The following is a 20,474-nucleotide window of genomic DNA, read 5'->3' as shown; positions in this document are numbered from 1 at the left end:
TTAAAACACCGCCTGTCGTCAAAAGTACAATAGCACAAACCTGACCCCGTTGGCGCATGAACTGTATAAAAACGCCAACTTTGAGATGAAGTCCGAAAGTTGCGTTTAAATCATATCAGCTCTTCCCAAAGGGGCAGGCAGGGTAGCGGCACTCCGGACAACTCTCACAGAATCCACCATGACCCAGCGCCACAATATCCTCGCGGGTCACCCGCTCCCCTGCCATGAGTCGAGGAATAACCAATTCAAATATAGTGGCCCTGTAATACATGACACAGCCGGGAAGTCCCACCACAGGTAAATCCCCAAGATAGGCAAGCATAAACATGGCTCCGGGAAAAACAGGTGAACCATAGGTCTCAATGTCGGCACCTGTGGCACGAATGGCAGCCGGGGTCTGATCATCTGGGTCAACGGACATACCTCCTGTAACCACAACCATGTCTGCCCCTTCATCCACCAGTTTTTTGATGGCATTGGTGGTCATTTCAACGTCATCGGAGGTCAGGATCTGCCTGGTGATGGATCCGTTGAGTTCACCGAATTTTTCCCTTAAAACCGAACCGAAACGATCCTCTATACGGCCTGTGTATATTTCACTACCGGTGGTGACAATACCGATGCGGGCGGCACTGAAAGGCCTTACTTCCACCACAGGAAACCCCTGTCGGCAGATCTCTTCCACCTGTTCAATCTTTTCTTCTTCTATGACAAGGGGCACCACCCTTGTTCCGGCCACTGCACGCTTTTCACTCACCTGCTGATCGGTATGCACTGTCCCAAATACCATCTGATCAATGGCATTGATGCGATTCAGGGCCTGGACATTAATTTTTAAAAGTCCGGTTCTGTCGGCAATGAAATTAATACGGCCTTCACTGGGTTCGGTCAGCCTTATTCCCGGCCCGGCGGCAGCAATGGCAATACGCCTGGCAGCTTCATTTTCATGAAGAAAGCCTTCCTCTACCTCCCAGACATAGAGATTAGCCTTCCCCATTTTCAAGAGTTCCTCAACATCCTCTTTTTTGACTACATGGCCTTTCTTAAAGGCCCTTCCCTTAAATTCTCCGGGTACAATACGTGTCATGTCCTGACATAAAATCATACCAACTGCTTCCTGGACTGGAACGGTTTTCATGGACTCTCCTGTAAAAAATGGCAAACGGACCACATTTCAATCTCATATTCAATACTTTTGTTTCATATAAAAACTTTAACCCAAACACAACTATAAAGTAAGAATGAGTTATTTAAACATCAATCAATTATTTAAAAAACATAAAATAACATATTGCGACCACGGCCAAAAGAAAAATGCCGGATATCCAAATTTTAACCATGGTTCAGCATGTTAAACCATTGGCTCAACAGAATATACCGCATAGTCTAGCTTCTCATTAAAATTCAAGGCGGATTTTGCCGTGTACAGTTGTTCCGCACAAGACCCATGGTAGTAATCACCTATCACAACGGACAATAACAACGGCACGATGCCGCCTCGCTGGCCCATTGAAGCACCCCGCCCAGGGCGGCATAATAGTACTTCCACTATCTGTTGTGTTGCCAGGCTGACATCCTGTGTCATATTAAATCAGTTTAAAAGATTGCAGACACTAAAAAATCCTTTTTATAAAAAACAAAAACCTAAAAAAACAAAATTTAAACCATCAAGTATTTCGTAGCTAAGCAATTAAAGGGCCAGCATACTCAGTCTGAAGACACAAAACAAACTATAAGAATAAGAATATCAATCCAAACACCTGAATAAATAGGAATAAATTCAATAAAAATAAAAAAATATTTCGTTCATACTTTATACAGATGCCCATTTGCTGGTTTTAAAAGTGCAAAAACGACCCTCAATCCAGCAATGAAACAGAGGCAATATGACCCATTAAAACCCATAAAAACCCTCTGGTAGATAAAATATTCTTAGAAAAAACCATAGATAACCATCAGCAACAATTCAAGCACTAACAATTTTATCTGCCCATCATAATCTTGGGACAAAATGACCGATCAGTCCGCAAAGCACATAACTGCTTGATTTTAGAAATCAAGAACTATAGAATAAAAATCTATGTTTTTTACAACTTCAGGCTTGATCACCGGGAAACCAGGCATGATGAAAAAAATTCTTATTGTCGATGATGATACTGTTCTGCTTAACTTGATCAGTAAAATATTACAGAATGAAAATTACAAGTGTTCAAAAGCTTTGAATGCCACCATGGCCAGGCAATTACTTGAAACACAACCGTTTGATCTGATTCTGAGCGATATCAATATGCCGGGGGAATCCGGCCTTGATCTAGTGCGTTTCACTCTGGACAGGTATCCGGACACGGCGGTGATCATGGTATCTGGTATCAGTGATCGAAAAACGGCTTCGGAGGCCTTATCCATAGGTTCTTATGGTTATCTGATCAAACCCTTCGACAGAACCCAGCTGCTCATCGCCATGGACAATGCCTTTCGGCGACTTGACGTAGAAAAAGAGCGAAGACAACACATTGAAAAACTGGATATGCTAGTTCAAGAACAAACCAGGGAATTGCGGGAAAATCTCCAGGAGATGAAACACAGTGAAGAGCAACTCAAAACCGTCATGGAGAAATATCTCAAGGAGAACAATGAGAAAAAGCAGTTAATGGAAGCTATTCCATCCATACTTATAGGTATTTCCCGGGAAGACCGAATTATTCAGTGGAATCTTTCCGCAGAAAAGACCCTCGGATTGAAAGCCATGGATGTCATGGAGCAACCCTTCACAACATGCGGAATTTCATGGGACTGGCCCAGGCTGGAAAAGGGAATATTTTTTTGCAGGAAACATAAAAATCAGGTACGGCTGGACAACCTGTCCTTTACTAAACCTGACGGCAGCGAAGGCTTTCTGGGAATAACCCTGGCCCCCATGGCATCGGATACAACAGACAACACCGAAAACATTGGGTTTATCTTTATTGCAGCCGACATCACTGCCCTGAAACAAGCCAGAACAGACCTGCACAAAAGTGAAATCCGCCATCGCATTCTTTTTGAAAGCTCCCAGGATGCTATTTTAACCCTGGAGCCCCCCGACTGGAATTTCACCTCATGTAATCAGGCAACATTAAAGCTGTTCAATGTAAAAAACAAAGAAGAGTTCACGGCCCTGCACCCTTGGGATGTGTCCCCCAAATGTCAGCCGGACGGCAGCTCGTCCAGGGATTTTTCCTTGAAACAGATCCACACAGCCATGAGCCATGGCTCTGTGTTTTATGAGCATATACACAAAAGGTGTGATGGGAATGTTTTTCCGGCCACCGTGCTCCTGACCCGGATGGAATTAACGGGCAAGATACTTCTCCAGGGCACAGTAAGGGACATAACCGAACAAAAATCACTTGAACTTCAACTGACCCAGGCTCGAAAACTGGAGGCAGTGGGACAGCTTGCTGCAGGGATCGCCCATGAAATCAACACCCCCATACAATATGTGGGGGACAACAACCAGTTCATGTCCGAAGCCTTTGGACACTTCATGGAACTGATTCAATTATATGAGCAACTGGCAGAACGCGCGACATCCAGGCAGAACTGTGACGATCTTATGCAAGCCATCAACACCGCCATTGAGGATGCCGATTTTGAGTACCTGAAAGAAGAGATACCCCAGGCCATTGAACAAACCATTGAAGGCGTAAATCGCATTTCTGAAATTGTACGCTCCATGAAGGAATTTTCCCATCCGGGGGTCAAGGAGAAAATTGCCGTGGACATTAACCGGGCCATTGAAAACACCCTTACCGTGTCACGCAATGAATGGAAATATCTTGCGGAAATTGAAACGGATCTGGACCCGTCCCTGCCCTTGATTCTGTGCCTTCCCGGAGAACTGAACCAGGTATTTCTCAACATTATTATCAACGCGGCCCAGGCAATTGCAGAAAAACATGACACCACCACCACCGAAAAAGGGATCATCCGGATCACCACACGCGTCCAGGACAAACACATGGAAATCCGCATCAGCGACACAGGACCCGGCATTCCGGAAGCGGTTCAACCACGAATTTTTGATCCCTTTTTCACCACAAAAGAGGTGGGCAAGGGCACGGGCCAGGGACTGGCCATTTCTCGATCTATTATTGTGGAGAAACACCAGGGAAAGCTTAATTTTGAGACAGATCCCCGGAAGGGTAGCACCTTTATCATACATCTTCCCATACATGAGACGGTGGCATGACGCACAAAAAGACAAAAAAACAAATTCTATTTGTGGACGATGAGCCCAACATCCTGAAGGGGTTAAAAAGAATGCTCAGGTCCATGCGAAAAGAATGGGACATGGCATTTGCAGAAAGTGGTGCCCAGGCCCTGGAAATGCTTTCCCAAAGAACATTTGATGTAATAGTTTCCGATATGCGGATGCCCCAAATGGATGGAGTGGCATTATTGAAAACGGTGAAAAAACAATATCCCATGATCGTGCGCATCATTCTCTCCGGACATTCGGACCAGGAGATGATTTTAAAATCAATCAATTCTGTCCATCAGTATCGTTCCAAACCATGTGATTCCCAGGTGCTGATATCAACGGTGAACCGATCGTGCACCCTGGGTGATTTTCTCAATCATAAAAATTTAAGACAGGTTATCTCAAAGATAGACTCCATACCGAGTCTTCCTTCTCTTTACATCAATATGATGGATGAACTTCGCTCACCGGCTGCATCCGTGGAGCGGTTGGGAAAAATTATAGGAAAAGACCTGGGAATGACAGCAAAGATTCTCCAACTGGTAAACTCTTCTTTTTTCGGAAGATCCCAGCATATTTCAGATATATCCCAGGCTGTTATCATGCTGGGCCTTAACACCATCCGCTCCCTGGTGCTCACCGTTGGTATTTTTTCAAAACTGGATGCCTCCACAATGACGGCATTTAACATGGAAAAAATTTATGAGCACAGCATCAAGACCGGTACCATTGCCCAAAAAATTGCCATACACGAAAATGCAGACAGGGAAACTGTGGACAACGCATTCATCACCGGACTGCTTCACGATCTTGGCAAAATTATTTTTGCCGCAAATTTCCCAGAAACCTATGCAAATGTATTTAAATTATCACAAGAAAGAAACATAACCTTTATAGAGGCAGAATTGCAGGTAATGGGAGCTAGCCATGCCCAGGTGGGAGCCTACCTACTGGGACTTTGGGGACTGCCCGACATTATTGTTGAAGGAGTTGCTCTTCACCATAGCCCGGATAAGCACCCCAACAAGGCCTTCACTCCCCTCATTGCTGTATATTTTGCCAATATTTTTGAAAATAATGCCCGAACGTCCAGTGATGAAATGGACCGGGCGTTTGGTACGCTCCCCATGATGCAATCCCGATTTCATGAAAAAATACCCATCTGGAAACCGATATCTGATCAGATATTGTCTAATAAAATGTAAGTTTCCAGTTTTACCACAAAGATGAACAATAAAACAAAATAGGGCCATCGGCAGAAAAAACGGGAAAACGCATTCCCATTTTCCCGATTCGACGCTTAATCAGGGAGGGATCAGGCTTGCGTTATTGACGCTTTTGTTAAAATCTACCTTGAAACTCAGACAGTTGTCCAAAGCACAATAAAACAAGCCTGATCCCGCCGGCTCGCTAATTATAACAAATAAATCATATTGTACTTCAAGCCCCCAAAAATGGGAATGCGCCCAAACGGGGGGACGCAATTTTTTATTGGTATTCAAGGCGGTCTTTTTCGTGCATACTGATTTCATGCGTAAAAAAGCCCTGGGTAAAAGAGTGAAAAAAGACAAACAGGCTGATATATTCTTTGGTAGTAATAGCCTAAGGGCTGACGAGATAACAAGGAGAATGCAACTAATATGAACAGACGCATACTAATAGTAGATGACGAACAGAATCTGCTCAATTCTCTAAAACGCCAGTTACGAAAACATTTTCACATTGAAACGGCCCTGGGTCCCGAACAGGGGCTGAACTGCATCAAAACCCAGCCTCCCTTTGCCGTCATTGTTTCAGATCTTCGCATGCCCGTCATGGACGGAATTGAATTCCTGGCCCAGGCTGCCAAGCTAAAACCCCACAGTGTACGGATCATGCTCACCGGAAATGCAGATCTTCAAAATGCCATAAAAGCTGTAAACGAAGGCAACATTTACCGATTTCTGACCAAACCCTGTGCCATTGAGCTGCTGGCAAACGTGCTGAACCAGGCAGTGGAACAATACCGCCTGATCACCGCGGAAAAAGAACTTCTGAACCAGACCCTTAAGGGCAGCATCAAGGTCATGAGCGAACTTTTGTCCCTGGTGAATCCCGAAGCCCTGGGCAGATCCTCCCGGATCAGAAGATATGCCACCGACATTTCAAAACAACTGGGTATCAGCAATTTGTGGCTCATTGAAACAGCCGCCATGCTGTCCCAGATCGGGTGTGTGCTGCTGCCCGAAGAAACCATAAAGAAACTGTATCAGGGCCAGCAACTGACCCCTGATGAAAGTCAGCTTTTTGACATGCATCCCGGTATTGCAGCAAACCTGATAACCAAAATTCCACGTATGCAGCCAGTTGCCGACATCATCGCCTTCCAGGATAAGCGATTTGACGGCTCTGACCAGCCTGAAGGTGCCAGGAAGGGTAAAGACCTTCCCCTTGGAGCGCGTATCCTGAAGGTTATACTTGATTTTGACATGCTGGAGTCAAAGGGTTTTCGCCAGGACAAGGCATTGGCACAACTCAAAAAGCAATGGAAATGGTACGATCCGTCCATTCTAAAAGCACTGGAAATCTTTCTTGGGGGAAAACGCAGATATATTGAGAAAAAAATTCCCCTGACATCCTTAAAAGCCGGGATGCTGCTGTCTGAAGATATCACCACCAGCAAAGGCCAGTTGCTCATATCAAGGGGGGAGGAGGTCAGCCCAATACTGATCAAACGCTTGACAAACTTCGCGTCTAAAACAAAGATTAAAGAACCCATATGCGTTTCTGTTTCCTTGAATCAACCAAAGGTGATGAAAGGGGGGATCTAAGTGGTTGCCAAAGAAATGATCATAAATAAAAACTTCCTGATCGTGGATGACCAGGAGGAAATATGCAACATGCAGGCAATGATTCTGAGGCGGAATGGATACAAAAATGTTTATCTTGCCCACACAGGAAAAAGAGCACTTGGCATGCTAAAAAGAGTTCCAATCCATTTTATCGTTACTGACTGGCACATGCCCAACATGACTGGCATCGAATTATTGATAGCAATAAGGCACGACCCGCTATATCAGGACATTCCGGTTTTAATGGTTACAGAAGAAATGTCAGAGGAAAAGGTATTGTACGCCATTGAAGAGGGTGTGGATGGGTATCAGGAAAAACCGTTTACCGAAAAAAATTTCCTCAAGGCCATTGAAACTATTTTTCATAAAAGGCTGTATCGGAATGAGTTAGAAGAGAAAATACAAAAATTATCTTCTTTGAAACTGCAGAAAAAATATGATGATGCCCTGATGTTCGGCCAGATACTCCTCAGCCAGCATGAAAGTCCGGAAGCATTATTTATTTTAAGTGAATGCTATTTCCAAAAGAAAGACTATGAAAGCGCAAAAATATATGCCAAGAAAGCGTTAAAATTGAAGAAAGATAGTAAATTCATGAATTTACTTGGAGAGATTTACATGGCAGAAGGGAAATTTGAAAAGGCCGTGGAACAGCTCAAAGAATCAAGTTCCATGAATCCATTAAATCTCAATCGAAAAATAGAATTAGGAAACGCCTACCTCCAGTTAGGATTGCTCGATGACGCCTCTGAAACCTTTTCCGATGTAAAAGACTCCGCTCCCACTGACCTTAACTATATTAAGATGGGTTCCGCCTATCTTGAGGCTGGAGATATTAAAAAAGCAGGAGAATTTATAAAACAGGCCGTTGATCCACTTCCAGAAACGATTTCAACCTTTAATAATTATGCCATTGAATTAAGAAGACTCGGGGAAGTTGAAGGGGCCGTGAATCAGTATAAAAAGTGTCTTTCAATTTATCCCAATAATTATATTATTTTGTATAACCTGGGAAAGGCCTATTTTGATATGGGAAAATACCAAGAGGCAAAAAAGGTACTGGAGAAGTCCATCGCATCGAAGCCCATTGATGAGGTTAAAAAATTTCTGGCCCATGTGGAATCCAAAATTGAGGGGCTCTTATAACTTTTTTATCACCCACATGACAGGCAACGACGTATGAAAATGCGATCATGCCACCCCCAATGGGCCCCGCCTGGAACCGTAGACGGCTCAATTGGCCGGTTCCTATTGTCCATCGGGGGGCTCTGATGAGGATACTCGGAAATTTTATTTTCTAATAAAAATAAAGGACATCTGCAACTCATTGGCGGATCAGTTTCTATGACGTTCAAATCCCGGGATGGCAAAACGCTCCTCCAGAAAATTCAAGGCCCAGGTGGCAACGGAAACCAGCAGCAGATACACCGCCCCCACAATGGAAAAAACCTCCACATACTTAAAAGATGCCGATGCAATAATTTTCCCCTGGCCGGTGAGCTCAATGCAGGTGACCATGTAAGCCAGGGAGGAGTATTTAATAAGATAAATAATCTCATTGCCGCATCCGGGAAGTGCCCGGCGCAATGCCTGGGGCAGGACCACATATATCACTGTCTGCAGCTGGGTGAAACCTATGGATCGGGCCGCATAAAGTTGCCCCCTGCGGATGGAAAGAAGTGCCCCACGGATGTACTCCGACTGATAGGCACCGCTGCAAAGGGCGAATGCCACCACCGATGCCCAGTAAGGACTCAGGTAAACACCCATGCGGGGCAAGCCGAAATACCAGATATACAGCTGGATCAACAGTGGAAATCCCCGAAAGATAAGAACATACCCATCCCCCAGAAATTTAACAACGGGGTGCCCATACACCCGTAAGGTGGCGGAAAGCACCCCCATGCACACCCCGAAAATGGCCGATGGAATGATCAGAAGAATACTGATCCAGGTGCCCTGAATCAGGGCCGGCATGACATCCTTCTGTATATATAAAAGCTCATCCATGATCATTCACCGCCGATCTCGGCAATTCTGGAACAAAAATCCCGGGTCCGAGTGGCAGCCCCCGGGGCCAGCAGCACATCCGGAGCACCCTGTTCCACGATAACCCCTTTTTCCATGAAGATAATTTCATCGGCCAGAGACCTTGCAAATCCGATCTGGTGGGTGGCCATGATCATGGTCATCCCCCCTTTTCCCAGATCCCGGATGACAGCCTGCACCTCCCCGATGAGTTCCGGGTCCAATGCCGAAGTGGGCTCATCCAGCAGCATCACTTTGGGGTCCATGGCCAGTGCCCTTGCAATGGAAACCCGCTGTTTTTGACCACCGGAAAGTTGGGCCGGATATTGATGGGCCTGGTCTTGAAGCCCAACGCGGTCAAGCTCTGCCATGGCCCGCTCTTTTGCCGCGCTTTTTTTCATGCCCAAGACCTTCACCATGCCGATTTCCACATTGGCAAGGGCAGTGAGATGATCAAACAGATTAAAATCCTGAAAAATCATTCCCACCTGACGTCGATAGGCGCAAAGCCCCCGTTTATCGGATTTGTCAACGATGCGTCCTTCCAGGGAAATGATGCCTTCATCGGGCATGACCAGAAAATTAATGGACTGCAAAAAGGTACTTTTACCCCCACCGGACGGGCCGATGATCACCTTTATTTCTCCTTTTTGAATGGAGAGGGACACATCTTTCAAGATGGTATTTTCCCCAAAACATTTGGTGATATGGTCAATTTTAAGTACAGGGCTGGAATCTGTGTTCATAAACTATCCTTATCGAGAATACCCGGGAATGCTGACTTTCTTGTGCAGCATGTTCAGCAGCTTGGTGCCGATATAGGTAAATATCAAAAAAATAAATCCCGCTGCCAGGTAAATGGCCAAATGCTGGTAGGTGCGCGAGGCAATGTGGTGAGCCCGAGACATTAATTCTGTCACTCCCAGAGCATAGGTCACAGCAGAATCCTTGAGTAAAATGGCATATTCATTGGTCCAGCCGGGGATGGAAAGCCGGAAAGACTGAGGCAGAATAATAAAAACAATGGCTTTGGTATCACTCATTCCCAAGGCCCGGGCCGCCTTCATCTGCCCCTGGGGCAATGAAGCCATGGCCCCCCGCAGAATTTGGGACTGATAGGCGGAACTGATCAAACCCAGCACCATGGTGGCCACCATAAAGGCCGACATGTTTATATTAAGCCAGGTAAACAGCCCGAAATAAAAAAGAAATAGAAATACCAGCAGGGGGATACCCCGGAAAAACCAGACATAAATGCCGATGATTCTACGGATAACCCGGTTGCCGTACACCTGGCCCACGGCCAGGGGGAGACCCAGGATAAACCCAAACAGCATGGCCGAAAGCACCACAATGACGTTGACCAACGCCCCCTGGAGCATGTAGGGCAGGCCCTGTTCAATCACAAGCAAACTTTTTATCATGAGATTCTTCCCGGGGTTACTGATGTATATATGTTTTTGTTTTCCATATAAAACTTCATCCAGATATTTGAAATAATTAAAGTTTCAATCTTCGTTGTGGTCAGTAGGGCATGGCTGTTATATGGAAATCTCAACAGCAGAGCCCCCAAAGGGCAGCCGGTCCAGGGCCGGATCGGATACCCGTTGGGGGGGATGAGAAACTATGGCTGACGATTTGATCAATGGACTTTATATTTCTCGTTCAACTCTTTCCAATAAGGACTTGCCATAAGTTTTGTCAATCCCTCGTTGAGCGTCTTGAGAAGATCGGTATCTGCCTTGCGAACGGCATAGGCAGTTTCATCATCGGGCTGGCCATAACGGCCAATGGTCTTGATGGGCAGGCCTTTATCCATGGCTTCCTTTGCGGAAATCTCAGAGGCGACGGCACATTGAATCCGTCCATTGACAAGATCTTCCATGGCAAGGGGAGCAGAATCATACTGCTGCAGGGTGAACTTTTTTCCGGCCTTGATCAAATTTTCCTCAACCCACTGGGCCTCGGAGGTACCGCGCTGGATACCCCACTGAATTTCACCATCCTTGCATGCATCCACCGTAAGATCAGAATCTGCCTTGACAACCAGCATCATCACCGTTTTATGGTAAGACTTTGTAAAATTGACTTCTTTGAGGCGTTCCGGGGTGACACTCATACCGGATGCAATAAGGTCAATCTTCTTGGCCTGGAGGCTGGGAATAATGGCAGCCCAGTCCGTGGGCTGATGTTTTACTGTAAAACCCATCTCTTTGGCAATCCACTCCACGGCTTTCACATCCATGCCATCGGGCTTACCCGTTTCATCAATGTAGGAAAAGGGGGGATAATTGGCATCAATCCCGTTTATAAATACCTTTTCTCCGGCAAAGGCTGCCCCAATACCCGCAGACACCATGGCCACACTCATTAATACAGTTAAAAGCATTCTTTTTTTCATTTTTTTCTCCTCATGGAATACATTCATGGTTGGGCCAGGTTATGCTCATTTTATGCGGTTATGATCATTCTATCTGAATGATCCGCTGGGAGCTTTCCCCCGACCGGTATTGTCAATCAATTTCATATGCCACAAAAAACAGGTTTATGACACAAAATTCAGGTAAACGCCACACCATCCTTTTAATTTTGAAATTTTCTGATCAATTCAACCACTTCGCTATTGTCCGGAAATCTTTTTTCCTGGCGTTTTGAAAAAACAGTTCTACCATCCATCGTGATCTCATACACCCCTCCGGAACCCGGCACAAGTTCCGGGGAGATATCAAAATTTCCTTTAATGACCGCTGCCAGACCGGCAGCCCGGGGTTCATAATTTCAGGCCGTACAATACATAATTTTAATGTCCATGTTTCCTCCTTGCCATTCTTCTGATATAGTCATTGTGACCCCGGCACTTGCCAAGGCCACACTAGGCTTTATAGATCAAATGCTTGACCACAACCGACGCAAAACAAAGGATTTGATCACAACCTGGGCCACTTTGGGGTGGAGTCAAAAACAAATTTTCAAAACATATCAAGAAGGCAGCCAATGAACAATGCATCTACACCTACCGACACCATATTTTCCATCAGCCCTGTGGGATATGTGGAAAACACCATCAACCGGATGACCTTCAGCCCCCATGGAAAAGATACCCCGGAAGAAAGACGAAAACAAGTTCAAAAACACAGGGATGAAACCCAAAATACCGTCAGCACCCTCAAGCTTCTGCCTCAATTTGAGGAACTGCTGGATGGCATTGAAGACTTTTCTCACATTGTGGTGATTTACTGGCCCCACCGACTTGCCCCGGAGGAGCGCGAGATTAAAAAAGTCCATCCCATGGGACGAAAGGACTTTCCCCTCAAGGGTATTTTTGCCACCCGAAGCCCTGCCCGTCCCAATCCTTTACTGATCTCCACTGTACGTCTGCTGGAAAAAAAAGAAAATCAACTCCGAGTCCAGGGCCTTGAAGCCCTGAACGGAAGCCCCATCATGGATATCAAGCCACTGACAAGGCACTTTGATGACAGTGAAGGACACCATTTTCCAGACTGGATCAATGATCTCAACAAAGATCTTGATAACCGGGGATGAATCACGCGGACATGAATATGAAACAAATACTGCCAGTGGTGGCACTGCTGGCAGCGGTGCTGTTGTGGGGTGCATCTTTTTCCGCCATGCGAACCGCCCTGATGACCCTTGATCCCTGGTCCGTGATCTGGCTGAGAATGCTCATCGGGCTTTTGTGTTTCCTGCCCATGGTGCCCAAACTTCTGCCCAAGGCATACCAGAAGGGTGACTGGAAAATTCTGATTCCCACCGTGCTGTTCCAACCCTGCCTTTATTTTTTTCTGGAATCCCGGGCCTTGATGCTCACCACTTCTTCCCAGGCCGGTATCATCTCTTCTTTTAATCCCCTCATGGTCACCTTCGGGGCCTGGGTGTTTCTTTCTGAAAAAATTACCTGGCAGAACTGGGCTGGCCTGTGCCTGTCCATGACCGGGGTGGCGGCACTGACTTTTTTTGAAGGCACCCAGAACCATGCCGCAAATCCCGTTCTGGGCAATTTTCTGGAAATCTGTGCCATGACCTCGGCGGCGGCCAATATGATTCTGGTCAAACAGCTCTCCAGCCGATACAATCCATGGAGCCTCACCGCCATGCAGCTCATGGCTGGCACCTTGTTTTTCCTGCCGGGGCTGCCACACATTATCCAGTCACCGCCGAACATCTGGACATTGAAACTGATTCTGATCCTGGTTTTTCTCGGGGCATTTGTCTCCCTTGGAGCCTTTGGTCTTTACAATTGGGGGATGAGTAAAATCACCGCCTCCCGGGCAGCCTCATTTATCAATCTTATTCCTGTAACGGCCATTATCATGGGATGGGGGTTGCTGGGAGAATCGTTGAATCTTATACAGTGTGCTGGCGCTACAATTGTCATTGCAGGGGTTATTCTAGGACAGCGCCGGGGGACAAAGACCCTTCAAAAAGAAAGGTTTGCTGTCACGCGAGGGTCATAATCACAAGGGGATCTTTCATTGTCTGGGCGTTAAACGAAAAAACAGCCGAGTCCCGAATGTGATCAAAACAAATGCCGGGGAAGAAGGCCCATGGTCTTAAGCAAATAAAGGGAACTAACCATTAAAATACCATATATCAGCATGGTGGAAAGAATGGAGAAAGAGGCAAACTTAAATGCGGAACCCGAGGCTTTATTACGACGGGGCACCCCCCAAGACCAGGACAGGGAATGGAATTCATCCATTACCAGATGGGTGATCCCTCCGGCCGAAACGGCAATTCCCACGGCCATAGCCATATTTTCTCCGGATGGACTGAAAAGGAAAAAGGCACAGATTCCGCACACCAGAACAAAGGGAATGCTATGCATAATTCCCCTGTGAACGGTTATTTTTTTAATAAAACTCCGGGCAACATAATTGATCAGAAAATAGCCCACGGCAAAATAACAGATCAGAAACTCCGGGCTCAGGTCATGGTATTGGGACACTGTTTTCAGCATGACAGCAGGGATAATCAGGGCAAGCAGCCCAAATAAAATGCTCAGAGGCTTTCCTGTGTCACTATCCAAATCCGGCAGCACCCCTCCGATAATGCCCATGAGACAGACTGCCCCAAGCTGAACATGGTCAAGAACCCCCGGGGAAAAAAAAACATAGACACCTGACACAGTGGCACCGGTTATAATACCACCCAATACGTGGGTCCTAAAATCCGACATATGTTATTACCCTGTCCTTGATCAAAACTTTAAAAATGGCCCATAGACGGCATTCATCAGGAGATCCCATGAGCATTCCAGATACCCTCACCGCAAGCCTGGAAGATTATCTTGAAACCATTTATCATATCATTAATGAGAAACAGGCTGCAAGGGTCAAGGACATTGCCACACGCCTGGGCGTACAAAATTCCTCCGTCACCGGTGCCTTAAAAAGCCTCACCAAAAAAGGACATATCAATTACGCCCCCTATGATGTTATCACCCTTACTGACAAAGGGGAAAAAACGGCCCTTGATGTCATCCGCAGACACGAGGTGATGAAAACCTTCATCGTTGATATTTTGTGTCTGGAAGACAATGATGCAGCGGAAAAAGCAGCCTGTCAAATGGAGCATTCCGTGCCACCGGAGGTGCTGGAACGTATTATCCGCTTTGTGGAATTCACACAGATCTGCCCCCGAAGCGGCACAGAGTGGTTGTCGGGGTTCCAACGCTTCTGTGAAAGCAATTTCACCGGCACCCTTTGCCAGGATGAAAAAAAACAATGCAGCGGGCGTTTCAACCAGGGTCCCGGTTCCTGCACCATGCTTTCCCGGCCCACCCTGCCCCTGACACACATCAAAGAAAACCAAAAGGCAACATTGGTTGAGGTGAAGGATAAAACAGGCATTTATCACCAGCTTGATACCATGGGGGTCACACCGGGCAGCCTGTTCCAGGTGGAAACCATCCATCCCCGCACCGGGGATATGGATGTGGCTGTCCGGGGATACCATCTGACTCTTAGAAAACAGGAGGCAACCGCCATCATAGTGAGTCCCTGCTGACCCCGCCAACTATGACAAACAAACCATATTATGATTAAAGCGGGAAAAATGGGAATGCGCCCTACGACTCTTGAGTTCGGAATCTGTGCTTCAAAATATCCTGCCCACCTGATAAACCCCTGCAGCAAGGCTAAATGCAAGGCTTGTATTAAATATAACACTGAACACAGCCCATTTCCAAGAGGTCTCCCGGCTGATAACTGCCACGGTGACAAAACACGGCGCATACAAAAGGACAAAAACCATGAGGCTCAATGCCGTCACCGGGGACCACTGGGGATCTGCGGCAAGGCGCGAGCCAAGGGTATCGGATGCCTGTGCATCCACGGCCCCCAGGGAATACACGGTCCCCAGGGAAGAGACAATCACCTCTTTGGCGGCAAAGCCTCCCAAAAGAGCTATATTGGTCCTCCAGTCAAAACCGGCAAGACGGGTCACGGGTTCAAAAAAAGATCCCAGACGACCGGCAAAAGAATATCTCAATGCGTTGCTGGATCGCTGATTTTCAATGGAAACCAGTTCTTCATGAAGCTGCCGATGGATTTCTGGTTTGTCCACAGCCGTTGCCATGCGGGTTTCGACTGCTGTTTGACGGGCCTGGAGCTGTGAAGACATATCTTCCGGAATTCCCGGAAAAGTCATGGCCGCCCAGATGAGGATGGATATCCCCAGAATCACGGTGCCTGCTTTTTTCATATATTGCCATGCCCGCTCCCAGGTGTGCATTAAGACACCCCGAAAGGTGGGCATACGGTAAGGCGGCAATTCCATGACAAAGGGAGTCGCCTCTCCCCGGATCACGGTGGAACGCAGCAGCTTTGCCACCAGCAGCACCACCACCCAGCTCAGGAGGGTCATTCCAAACATCACACCGGCGGCGTTGTCGGGGAAAAATGCCGCCGAAAGCAGCAGAAACACGGGTACCTTGGCCCCACAGTTCATGAAAGGCGCGGTTAAAATAGTGGCCAGTTTTTCCTTGGGACTTCTAAGGGTTCTTGCCGCCATCACCCCGGGTACGGCACAGCCCCCAGGAATACCACCGGAAACAATAAAGGGCATGAGAGATGCTCCATGAAGGCCAAACATCCGGAACACCCGGTCCATCATGTACGCCATGCGGGCCATGTATCCCAGATCCTCAAGGATGGTGATGGCCATGAACATAACCATGATCAAGGGTACAAAGCCCATGACCCCACCCACACCGCCGATGATCCCATCCACCACCAGTGATTGAAAAAAACCCGGGGGGATCAAGACAAGGGCCATGGCTGCCAGCCACTCAAAAAAAGCCTCCACCCACCCCATGGGAATCTCACCAATGGGAAAGGTAACCTGAAAAATACCGTAAAGGGTGGCCAGCATGATCAGGGGCCCCAGGAACTGATTGGTCACCACCCGGTCTATGGTGTCAGACAGACGAATACGCTGACGGGTGGTATCCCGCTTTACCACTCCCTGTTTCATCATGGCGGCAATGTGGCCATATCTGTAATCGGCAATGATGGCATCTGGTTCCACATCAAGGGTCTGCATGCATCTATCCGTGATTTCTTTCACAAGGTCCGTCAATCGGGCATGGACCTTGCCCCCCCATTGGTGTCCCATGGCCATGATCTGCTCGTCACCTTCCAGGTACTTCAACGCCGCCCACCGTGCCGGGAAGCGATCCGTCAGGAACGTTTTCTCCTGGATAATTTTTTCCATTTCCCCAAGTGCAGGGTCCAAAAAAGATCCATAGGAAATATATAGGGGGTTCCAATTGTCTTTTTTTTCCCGGATAAAGGAAATGGTGCGCTGGATCAATTCATGCTTACCGGCACCGGTGCGGGCAATGGTTTCCACCACGGGAACCCCCAAAAGGGACGACAGCAGGGCCACATCTATATTTTTACCCTGTTTTTTAACGGCATCCATCATGTTCAGGGCAAGTACCATGGGCGCCCCAAGCTCCATGAACTGGATGGTGAGATAGAGATTTCTTTCAAGGCTTGTGGCATCAATGATGTTAATGACCACCTGGGGACGTTCATCCACAATGAAATCCCTTGCCACAAGCTCCTCGGGGGAATACGCCGTGAGAGAATAAGTCCCCGGGAGATCCACCACGTCCATGAGTATTTCGCCTGATTTTACCGTCCCGGAGCGCTTTTCCACGGTGACTCCCGGGTAATTGCCCACATGCTGCCGGGCACCGGTGAGGGCATTAAACAGGGTGGTTTTTCCACAATTGGGATTTCCAGCCAGAGCTGCTGTGATATGCTGTGCCATTGTTAATCCTCCAGGATCTCCACTGTGATGTAGTCTGCCTCATTGTTTCTCAGGGTAATGGTGAAATCCATGATACGCAAAGCCACCGGATCTTTTAACGGTGCCCTTCCCACCACCTGGACTTCTGTGTTGGGTACCAGCCCCATATCCCTGATTCTTCGTCCCAGTTCTCCGGTTGCTTTCACCGACCGGATCACACCGGTCTGATGCATTTTCATCTTTCTTAAGTTAATCGTGGCTGACATTAAGCGTTTCCCATCCTTGAAGCGTGTCTGATTTAGCGTTTGACCTCTGGAGCATCTTGAATCTCAACCAATGGAGACCGGCAAGTCTCAGACTTAGAGCAGCCTGTACACGAAGAACAATTGCCCTTTCCACCCACAAAATGGCGAATTAAAAAAACAAATGCCCCCCCGACAATGACTGCAGTCAGCCCCACGTCAACAAATTCCATATATGCCCCCTGCATGGCACACTGATGCGCCGTTATTTTACATGTAATCATCTTTTCAATACCACAATGTAAGACCAAACCATTGATTTGGCAATCATACAGGAAAAGAAATCAATGTCAACTAAAAAAGTTAGGCTTGCCTAACAACAGCTTTTTTTCATGGTCTGGAAGGGATATGGAGGGTTGTTGGATGTTTCAGGCTTGATCACAGCACAGGAAAGATGGAGATGAGGCATAGATCAAGATCTCGATTTTATACCATTTAAAATCAAATGAGTGACCTGCTCTGCAGTTTCATCTATGGATACTTTTTCATTAAAAATCACCCGGTTGAGACATGCATGCTCAATTGTACCGAATATGGCATGTCGGGCAAAAGAAGGTGAGATATCCCCTCGGATTTCTCCGGATGCCATGCCTTCTTTGATAATATCCAGAAGTATTTTGTTAAATTGTCGCACAAGTTCATAGGCTTCACTGTGGAAATATTCCTCTGCATTTCGAACCTCAAGCAAAATTATTCTGGCAAAGACGCGGTGGGTGGCATAGCGGTCAATGCTGACCCAGATCACCTTGCGAAGCTTATTCAAAGCTCCGGAAACCCCCTTAAGGTCCTGATCAATTCCCAGCAAAAAATGTTCATAATATTCCTTGAGCACATGATGAAGCAGTTGGCGTTTATCTTTAAAATACTTATAAATCAACCCCTCTGTAACCCCTGCATTGACAGCTATGTCGGAAATGGTAATGGATGAAAAATTACGATCCTCAAGCAGGGTTCGCATGGCATTAATGATTTTTATCTTACCTGGGGGGATATTTTTCTTTTCCATGAACTCTTTTAAGATATGGTTTAATCTCTGGGAGATGGTCAAAAGATCGGCCAACCGTCATAATTGATGGCCCAATGGGAGGGACAGATTTTTGTTATCAGGGTCTTTATTAAGTCAGGTCATTCCTGTCAAATCCATCAGGTAAACAATATTTACCTGAACATATCTGTTAAAGTCAAGCCCCAATATCCCCGCCACGAAAGGTGAATACCTAAAATTAAGTATTCAACAAAAACATCCGCACAATTTTATTGACACCGAATGGCCCCTGTGAGCATGTTAGTCAACATGAATTTTCAGAAATTCATAACAATCCCGGCCCCTCTGGAAAGGGCTCGGATCAGCATAATAATAAATATGAAAACCTTATTGCCAATTATTAACGACAGAGATCATACCAGATGGCATCTTTCCTTATAAAACGTAGTCGGAATCATCTCACCAATGCGGGAATTATCCCTTTTATTTTGATGTTCACATCCTGTTTTTCCCTCCTATATCCCCTGTCCCTGCCCCAGGCACAGGAAGCTGAACTTACAGAAGAAACCGTATTAACCATGGGTTCCTGGCGCACAGATGATATTGTCCAGATGCGACACATCCTTGACGTATTTGAAAAACAAGCCCCAGGCATCCGGATTATATTTGATCCCACCCCGGCACCGGAATATGATGAGGTGCTGGAGGCCCAGCTCAACAGTGGGTCTGCCCCGGATATTTTTTACCTTAGATCTTTCAACGTTTCCCGTCGGCTGTTTGAACAAGGATATCTGGATACATTAAATGATTTACCCGGTCTTAAAGAAAACTTCTCCACCGAGATGTTGACACCCTGGAGTTCGAAGCAACACAGCCTTTACGGGGTTCCCTTCATCGCAGTGGCCCAGGGCATCTATTACAACAAGCAGATCTTTTCCAGGTTAAATCTTACCCCTCCCCGCACATGGGAAGCCCTTATCGACCAAGCTCGAATCATAAAGAATGCCGGTATTATCCCCTTTGCCAATGCCTCGGGTGATGAGTGGACCATCAACGAAATTGTCTTTTTCAACCTGGTCCCCAATTTCATCGGCGGATATAAGGGAAGAATGGCCTACCTCACCGGGGAAAGCTGCTTCAATGATGATAAGATGATCGCCGCATTCCAGGCACTGGCAGATCTGATCCCTTTCTTGCCCCCGAACCACACCCTCTTGAAATACATTGACAGCCTTTATATGTTCATACAGGGACAGGCGGCCATGTGGATGGGCGGCTCCTGGGACATCCCCTTTCTTGAGTCCGAATCCCCTCGCTTTGAATGGGATGTTTTTGCACCGCCGGCGCCCCAAAATGCCCTCCGATTCATGACCTTTCACTTAGATGCAGGAGTGGGGCTCAACAGGAACTCAGAAAATAAAACTGCAGCCCGAACATTTTTATCCTGGCTTACCCGTCCAGAAACAGGACGTCTGCTGGCCAATACCCTGCCAGGATTTTTTCCCATGCATCGATTACAGCACCTTTCCCCCCGGGAAAAAGCATCGCTTCGGGCAAAACAGCCGGAAAAATCCCTGGAAAACCCCCATGCCAATACCTTTCTGGCCCTGAGAAATCAATATCCCACTGACATCCGTCTGGCATGGGAAAAACTGCGAGAAGGAAGCCCGGACGGATACGAACTTATGAAAGTGGCCAGTGTCCATGTTATCAACGGAGACTGGTCTGCAAAACAGGCGGCTAACTTTGTTCAGGATGGCCTGGCCACCTGGTTCAAACCCAGCATGACATGCAAAAAACAATAAATA

Annotated in this window: 17 protein-coding genes and 1 pseudogene; 8 read left to right on the top strand and 10 right to left on the bottom strand. The window is 46.9% G+C overall.

The features are described 5' to 3' along the window. Positions 1-115 precede the first annotated feature (115 nt). Positions 116-1,138, bottom strand: coding sequence for a molybdopterin-binding protein (locus ACYQ2M_RS05100; protein WP_459915240.1), 1,023 nt, complete (start codon positions 1,136-1,138; stop codon positions 116-118). A 984-nt stretch (positions 1,139-2,122) separates the two neighbouring features. Between ACYQ2M_RS05100 and ACYQ2M_RS05095 the strand changes: the two genes are divergently transcribed. The 4 genes from ACYQ2M_RS05095 (at position 2,123) to ACYQ2M_RS05080 (ending at position 8,220) form a co-directional block, all read left to right on the top strand. Next, a complete protein-coding gene (locus ACYQ2M_RS05095; RefSeq protein ID WP_459915239.1) occupies positions 2,123-4,231 on the top strand; it encodes a PAS domain-containing sensor histidine kinase in 2,109 nt (702 codons plus the stop codon). Continuing rightward, positions 4,228-5,448 (top strand): HDOD domain-containing protein, encoded by a 1,221-nt coding sequence (locus ACYQ2M_RS05090; protein WP_459915238.1) that lies wholly within the window; start codon positions 4,228-4,230, stop codon positions 5,446-5,448. Before ACYQ2M_RS05095 ends, ACYQ2M_RS05090 begins: the two co-directional genes overlap by 4 nt. Positions 5,449-5,883: 435 nt before the next feature. Further along, a complete protein-coding gene (locus tag ACYQ2M_RS05085) occupies positions 5,884-7,053 on the top strand; it encodes an HD domain-containing phosphohydrolase (RefSeq protein WP_459915237.1) in 1,170 nt (389 codons plus the stop codon). Further along, entirely contained in the window at positions 7,054-8,220 is a 1,167-nt protein-coding gene (locus ACYQ2M_RS05080; protein WP_459915236.1) for a tetratricopeptide repeat protein, read from the top strand. Positions 8,221-8,409: 189 nt separating this feature from the next. Here ACYQ2M_RS05080 and ACYQ2M_RS05075 read toward each other — a convergent pair whose 3' ends face one another. The 5 genes and pseudogenes from ACYQ2M_RS05075 to ACYQ2M_RS05055 form a co-directional block, all read right to left on the bottom strand. Beyond that, positions 8,410-9,084 (bottom strand): amino acid ABC transporter permease, encoded by a 675-nt coding sequence (locus tag ACYQ2M_RS05075; RefSeq protein WP_459915235.1) that lies wholly within the window; start codon positions 9,082-9,084, stop codon positions 8,410-8,412. A gap of 2 nt (positions 9,085-9,086) precedes the next feature. Next, a complete protein-coding gene (locus ACYQ2M_RS05070) occupies positions 9,087-9,848 on the bottom strand; it encodes an amino acid ABC transporter ATP-binding protein (RefSeq protein ID WP_459915234.1) in 762 nt (253 codons plus the stop codon). Between the two features lie 9 nt (positions 9,849-9,857). After that, the gene (locus ACYQ2M_RS05065; RefSeq protein WP_459915233.1) at positions 9,858-10,526 is read right to left on the bottom strand and encodes an amino acid ABC transporter permease; all 669 of its coding nucleotides are present in this window, start codon (positions 10,524-10,526) and stop codon (positions 9,858-9,860) included. Between the two features lie 218 nt (positions 10,527-10,744). Beyond that, complete coding sequence (locus ACYQ2M_RS05060; protein ID WP_459915232.1) at positions 10,745-11,503, bottom strand: ABC transporter substrate-binding protein; 759 nt, start codon at positions 11,501-11,503, stop codon at positions 10,745-10,747. A 182-nt stretch (positions 11,504-11,685) separates the two neighbouring features. Beyond that, a pseudogene (locus ACYQ2M_RS05055) lies at positions 11,686-11,868 on the bottom strand (SelT/SelW/SelH family protein); the annotation flags it as partial. Between the two features lie 228 nt (positions 11,869-12,096). On the opposite strand from ACYQ2M_RS05055, the gene tsaA reads away from it, so the two are divergent. Continuing rightward, on the top strand, positions 12,097-12,645 hold the full coding sequence (gene tsaA / locus ACYQ2M_RS05050) for a tRNA (N6-threonylcarbamoyladenosine(37)-N6)-methyltransferase TrmO (protein ID WP_459915231.1): 549 nt from the start codon (positions 12,097-12,099) through the stop codon (positions 12,643-12,645). A gap of 17 nt (positions 12,646-12,662) precedes the next feature. Further along, positions 12,663-13,577 (top strand): DMT family transporter, encoded by a 915-nt coding sequence (locus tag ACYQ2M_RS05045; protein ID WP_459915230.1) that lies wholly within the window; start codon positions 12,663-12,665, stop codon positions 13,575-13,577. Positions 13,578-13,639: 62 nt separating this feature from the next. Here ACYQ2M_RS05045 and ACYQ2M_RS05040 read toward each other — a convergent pair whose 3' ends face one another. Beyond that, the gene (locus ACYQ2M_RS05040) at positions 13,640-14,299 is read right to left on the bottom strand and encodes a metal-dependent hydrolase (RefSeq protein ID WP_459915229.1); all 660 of its coding nucleotides are present in this window, start codon (positions 14,297-14,299) and stop codon (positions 13,640-13,642) included. A 68-nt stretch (positions 14,300-14,367) separates the two neighbouring features. On the opposite strand from ACYQ2M_RS05040, the gene ACYQ2M_RS05035 reads away from it, so the two are divergent. Beyond that, the gene (locus tag ACYQ2M_RS05035; RefSeq protein ID WP_459915228.1) at positions 14,368-15,129 is read left to right on the top strand and encodes a metal-dependent transcriptional regulator; all 762 of its coding nucleotides are present in this window, start codon (positions 14,368-14,370) and stop codon (positions 15,127-15,129) included. Positions 15,130-15,219: 90 nt separating this feature from the next. Here ACYQ2M_RS05035 and feoB read toward each other — a convergent pair whose 3' ends face one another. From feoB to ACYQ2M_RS05020, 3 genes are all read right to left on the bottom strand, one after another. Beyond that, complete coding sequence (feoB, locus tag ACYQ2M_RS05030) at positions 15,220-17,400, bottom strand: ferrous iron transport protein B (protein ID WP_459915227.1); 2,181 nt, start codon at positions 17,398-17,400, stop codon at positions 15,220-15,222. Between the two features lie 2 nt (positions 17,401-17,402). Next, entirely contained in the window at positions 17,403-17,645 is a 243-nt protein-coding gene (locus ACYQ2M_RS05025) for a FeoA family protein (RefSeq protein WP_459915226.1), read from the bottom strand. A gap of 448 nt (positions 17,646-18,093) precedes the next feature. Then, positions 18,094-18,687 carry a TetR/AcrR family transcriptional regulator gene (locus ACYQ2M_RS05020; protein ID WP_459915225.1) on the bottom strand — a complete coding sequence of 198 codons (594 nt, stop codon included), beginning with the start codon at positions 18,685-18,687 and terminating at the stop codon, positions 18,094-18,096. Positions 18,688-19,088: 401 nt separating this feature from the next. On the opposite strand from ACYQ2M_RS05020, the gene ACYQ2M_RS05015 reads away from it, so the two are divergent. Continuing rightward, a complete protein-coding gene (locus ACYQ2M_RS05015) occupies positions 19,089-20,471 on the top strand; it encodes an ABC transporter substrate-binding protein (protein ID WP_459915224.1) in 1,383 nt (460 codons plus the stop codon). The last annotated feature ends 3 nt before the right edge of the window (positions 20,472-20,474 follow it).

The sequence above is a fragment of the Desulfocicer niacini genome, assembly GCF_054657595.1.
Note: the sequence above shows the minus strand (reverse complement) of the source record. Positions and strands in the feature narration are given on the sequence as shown.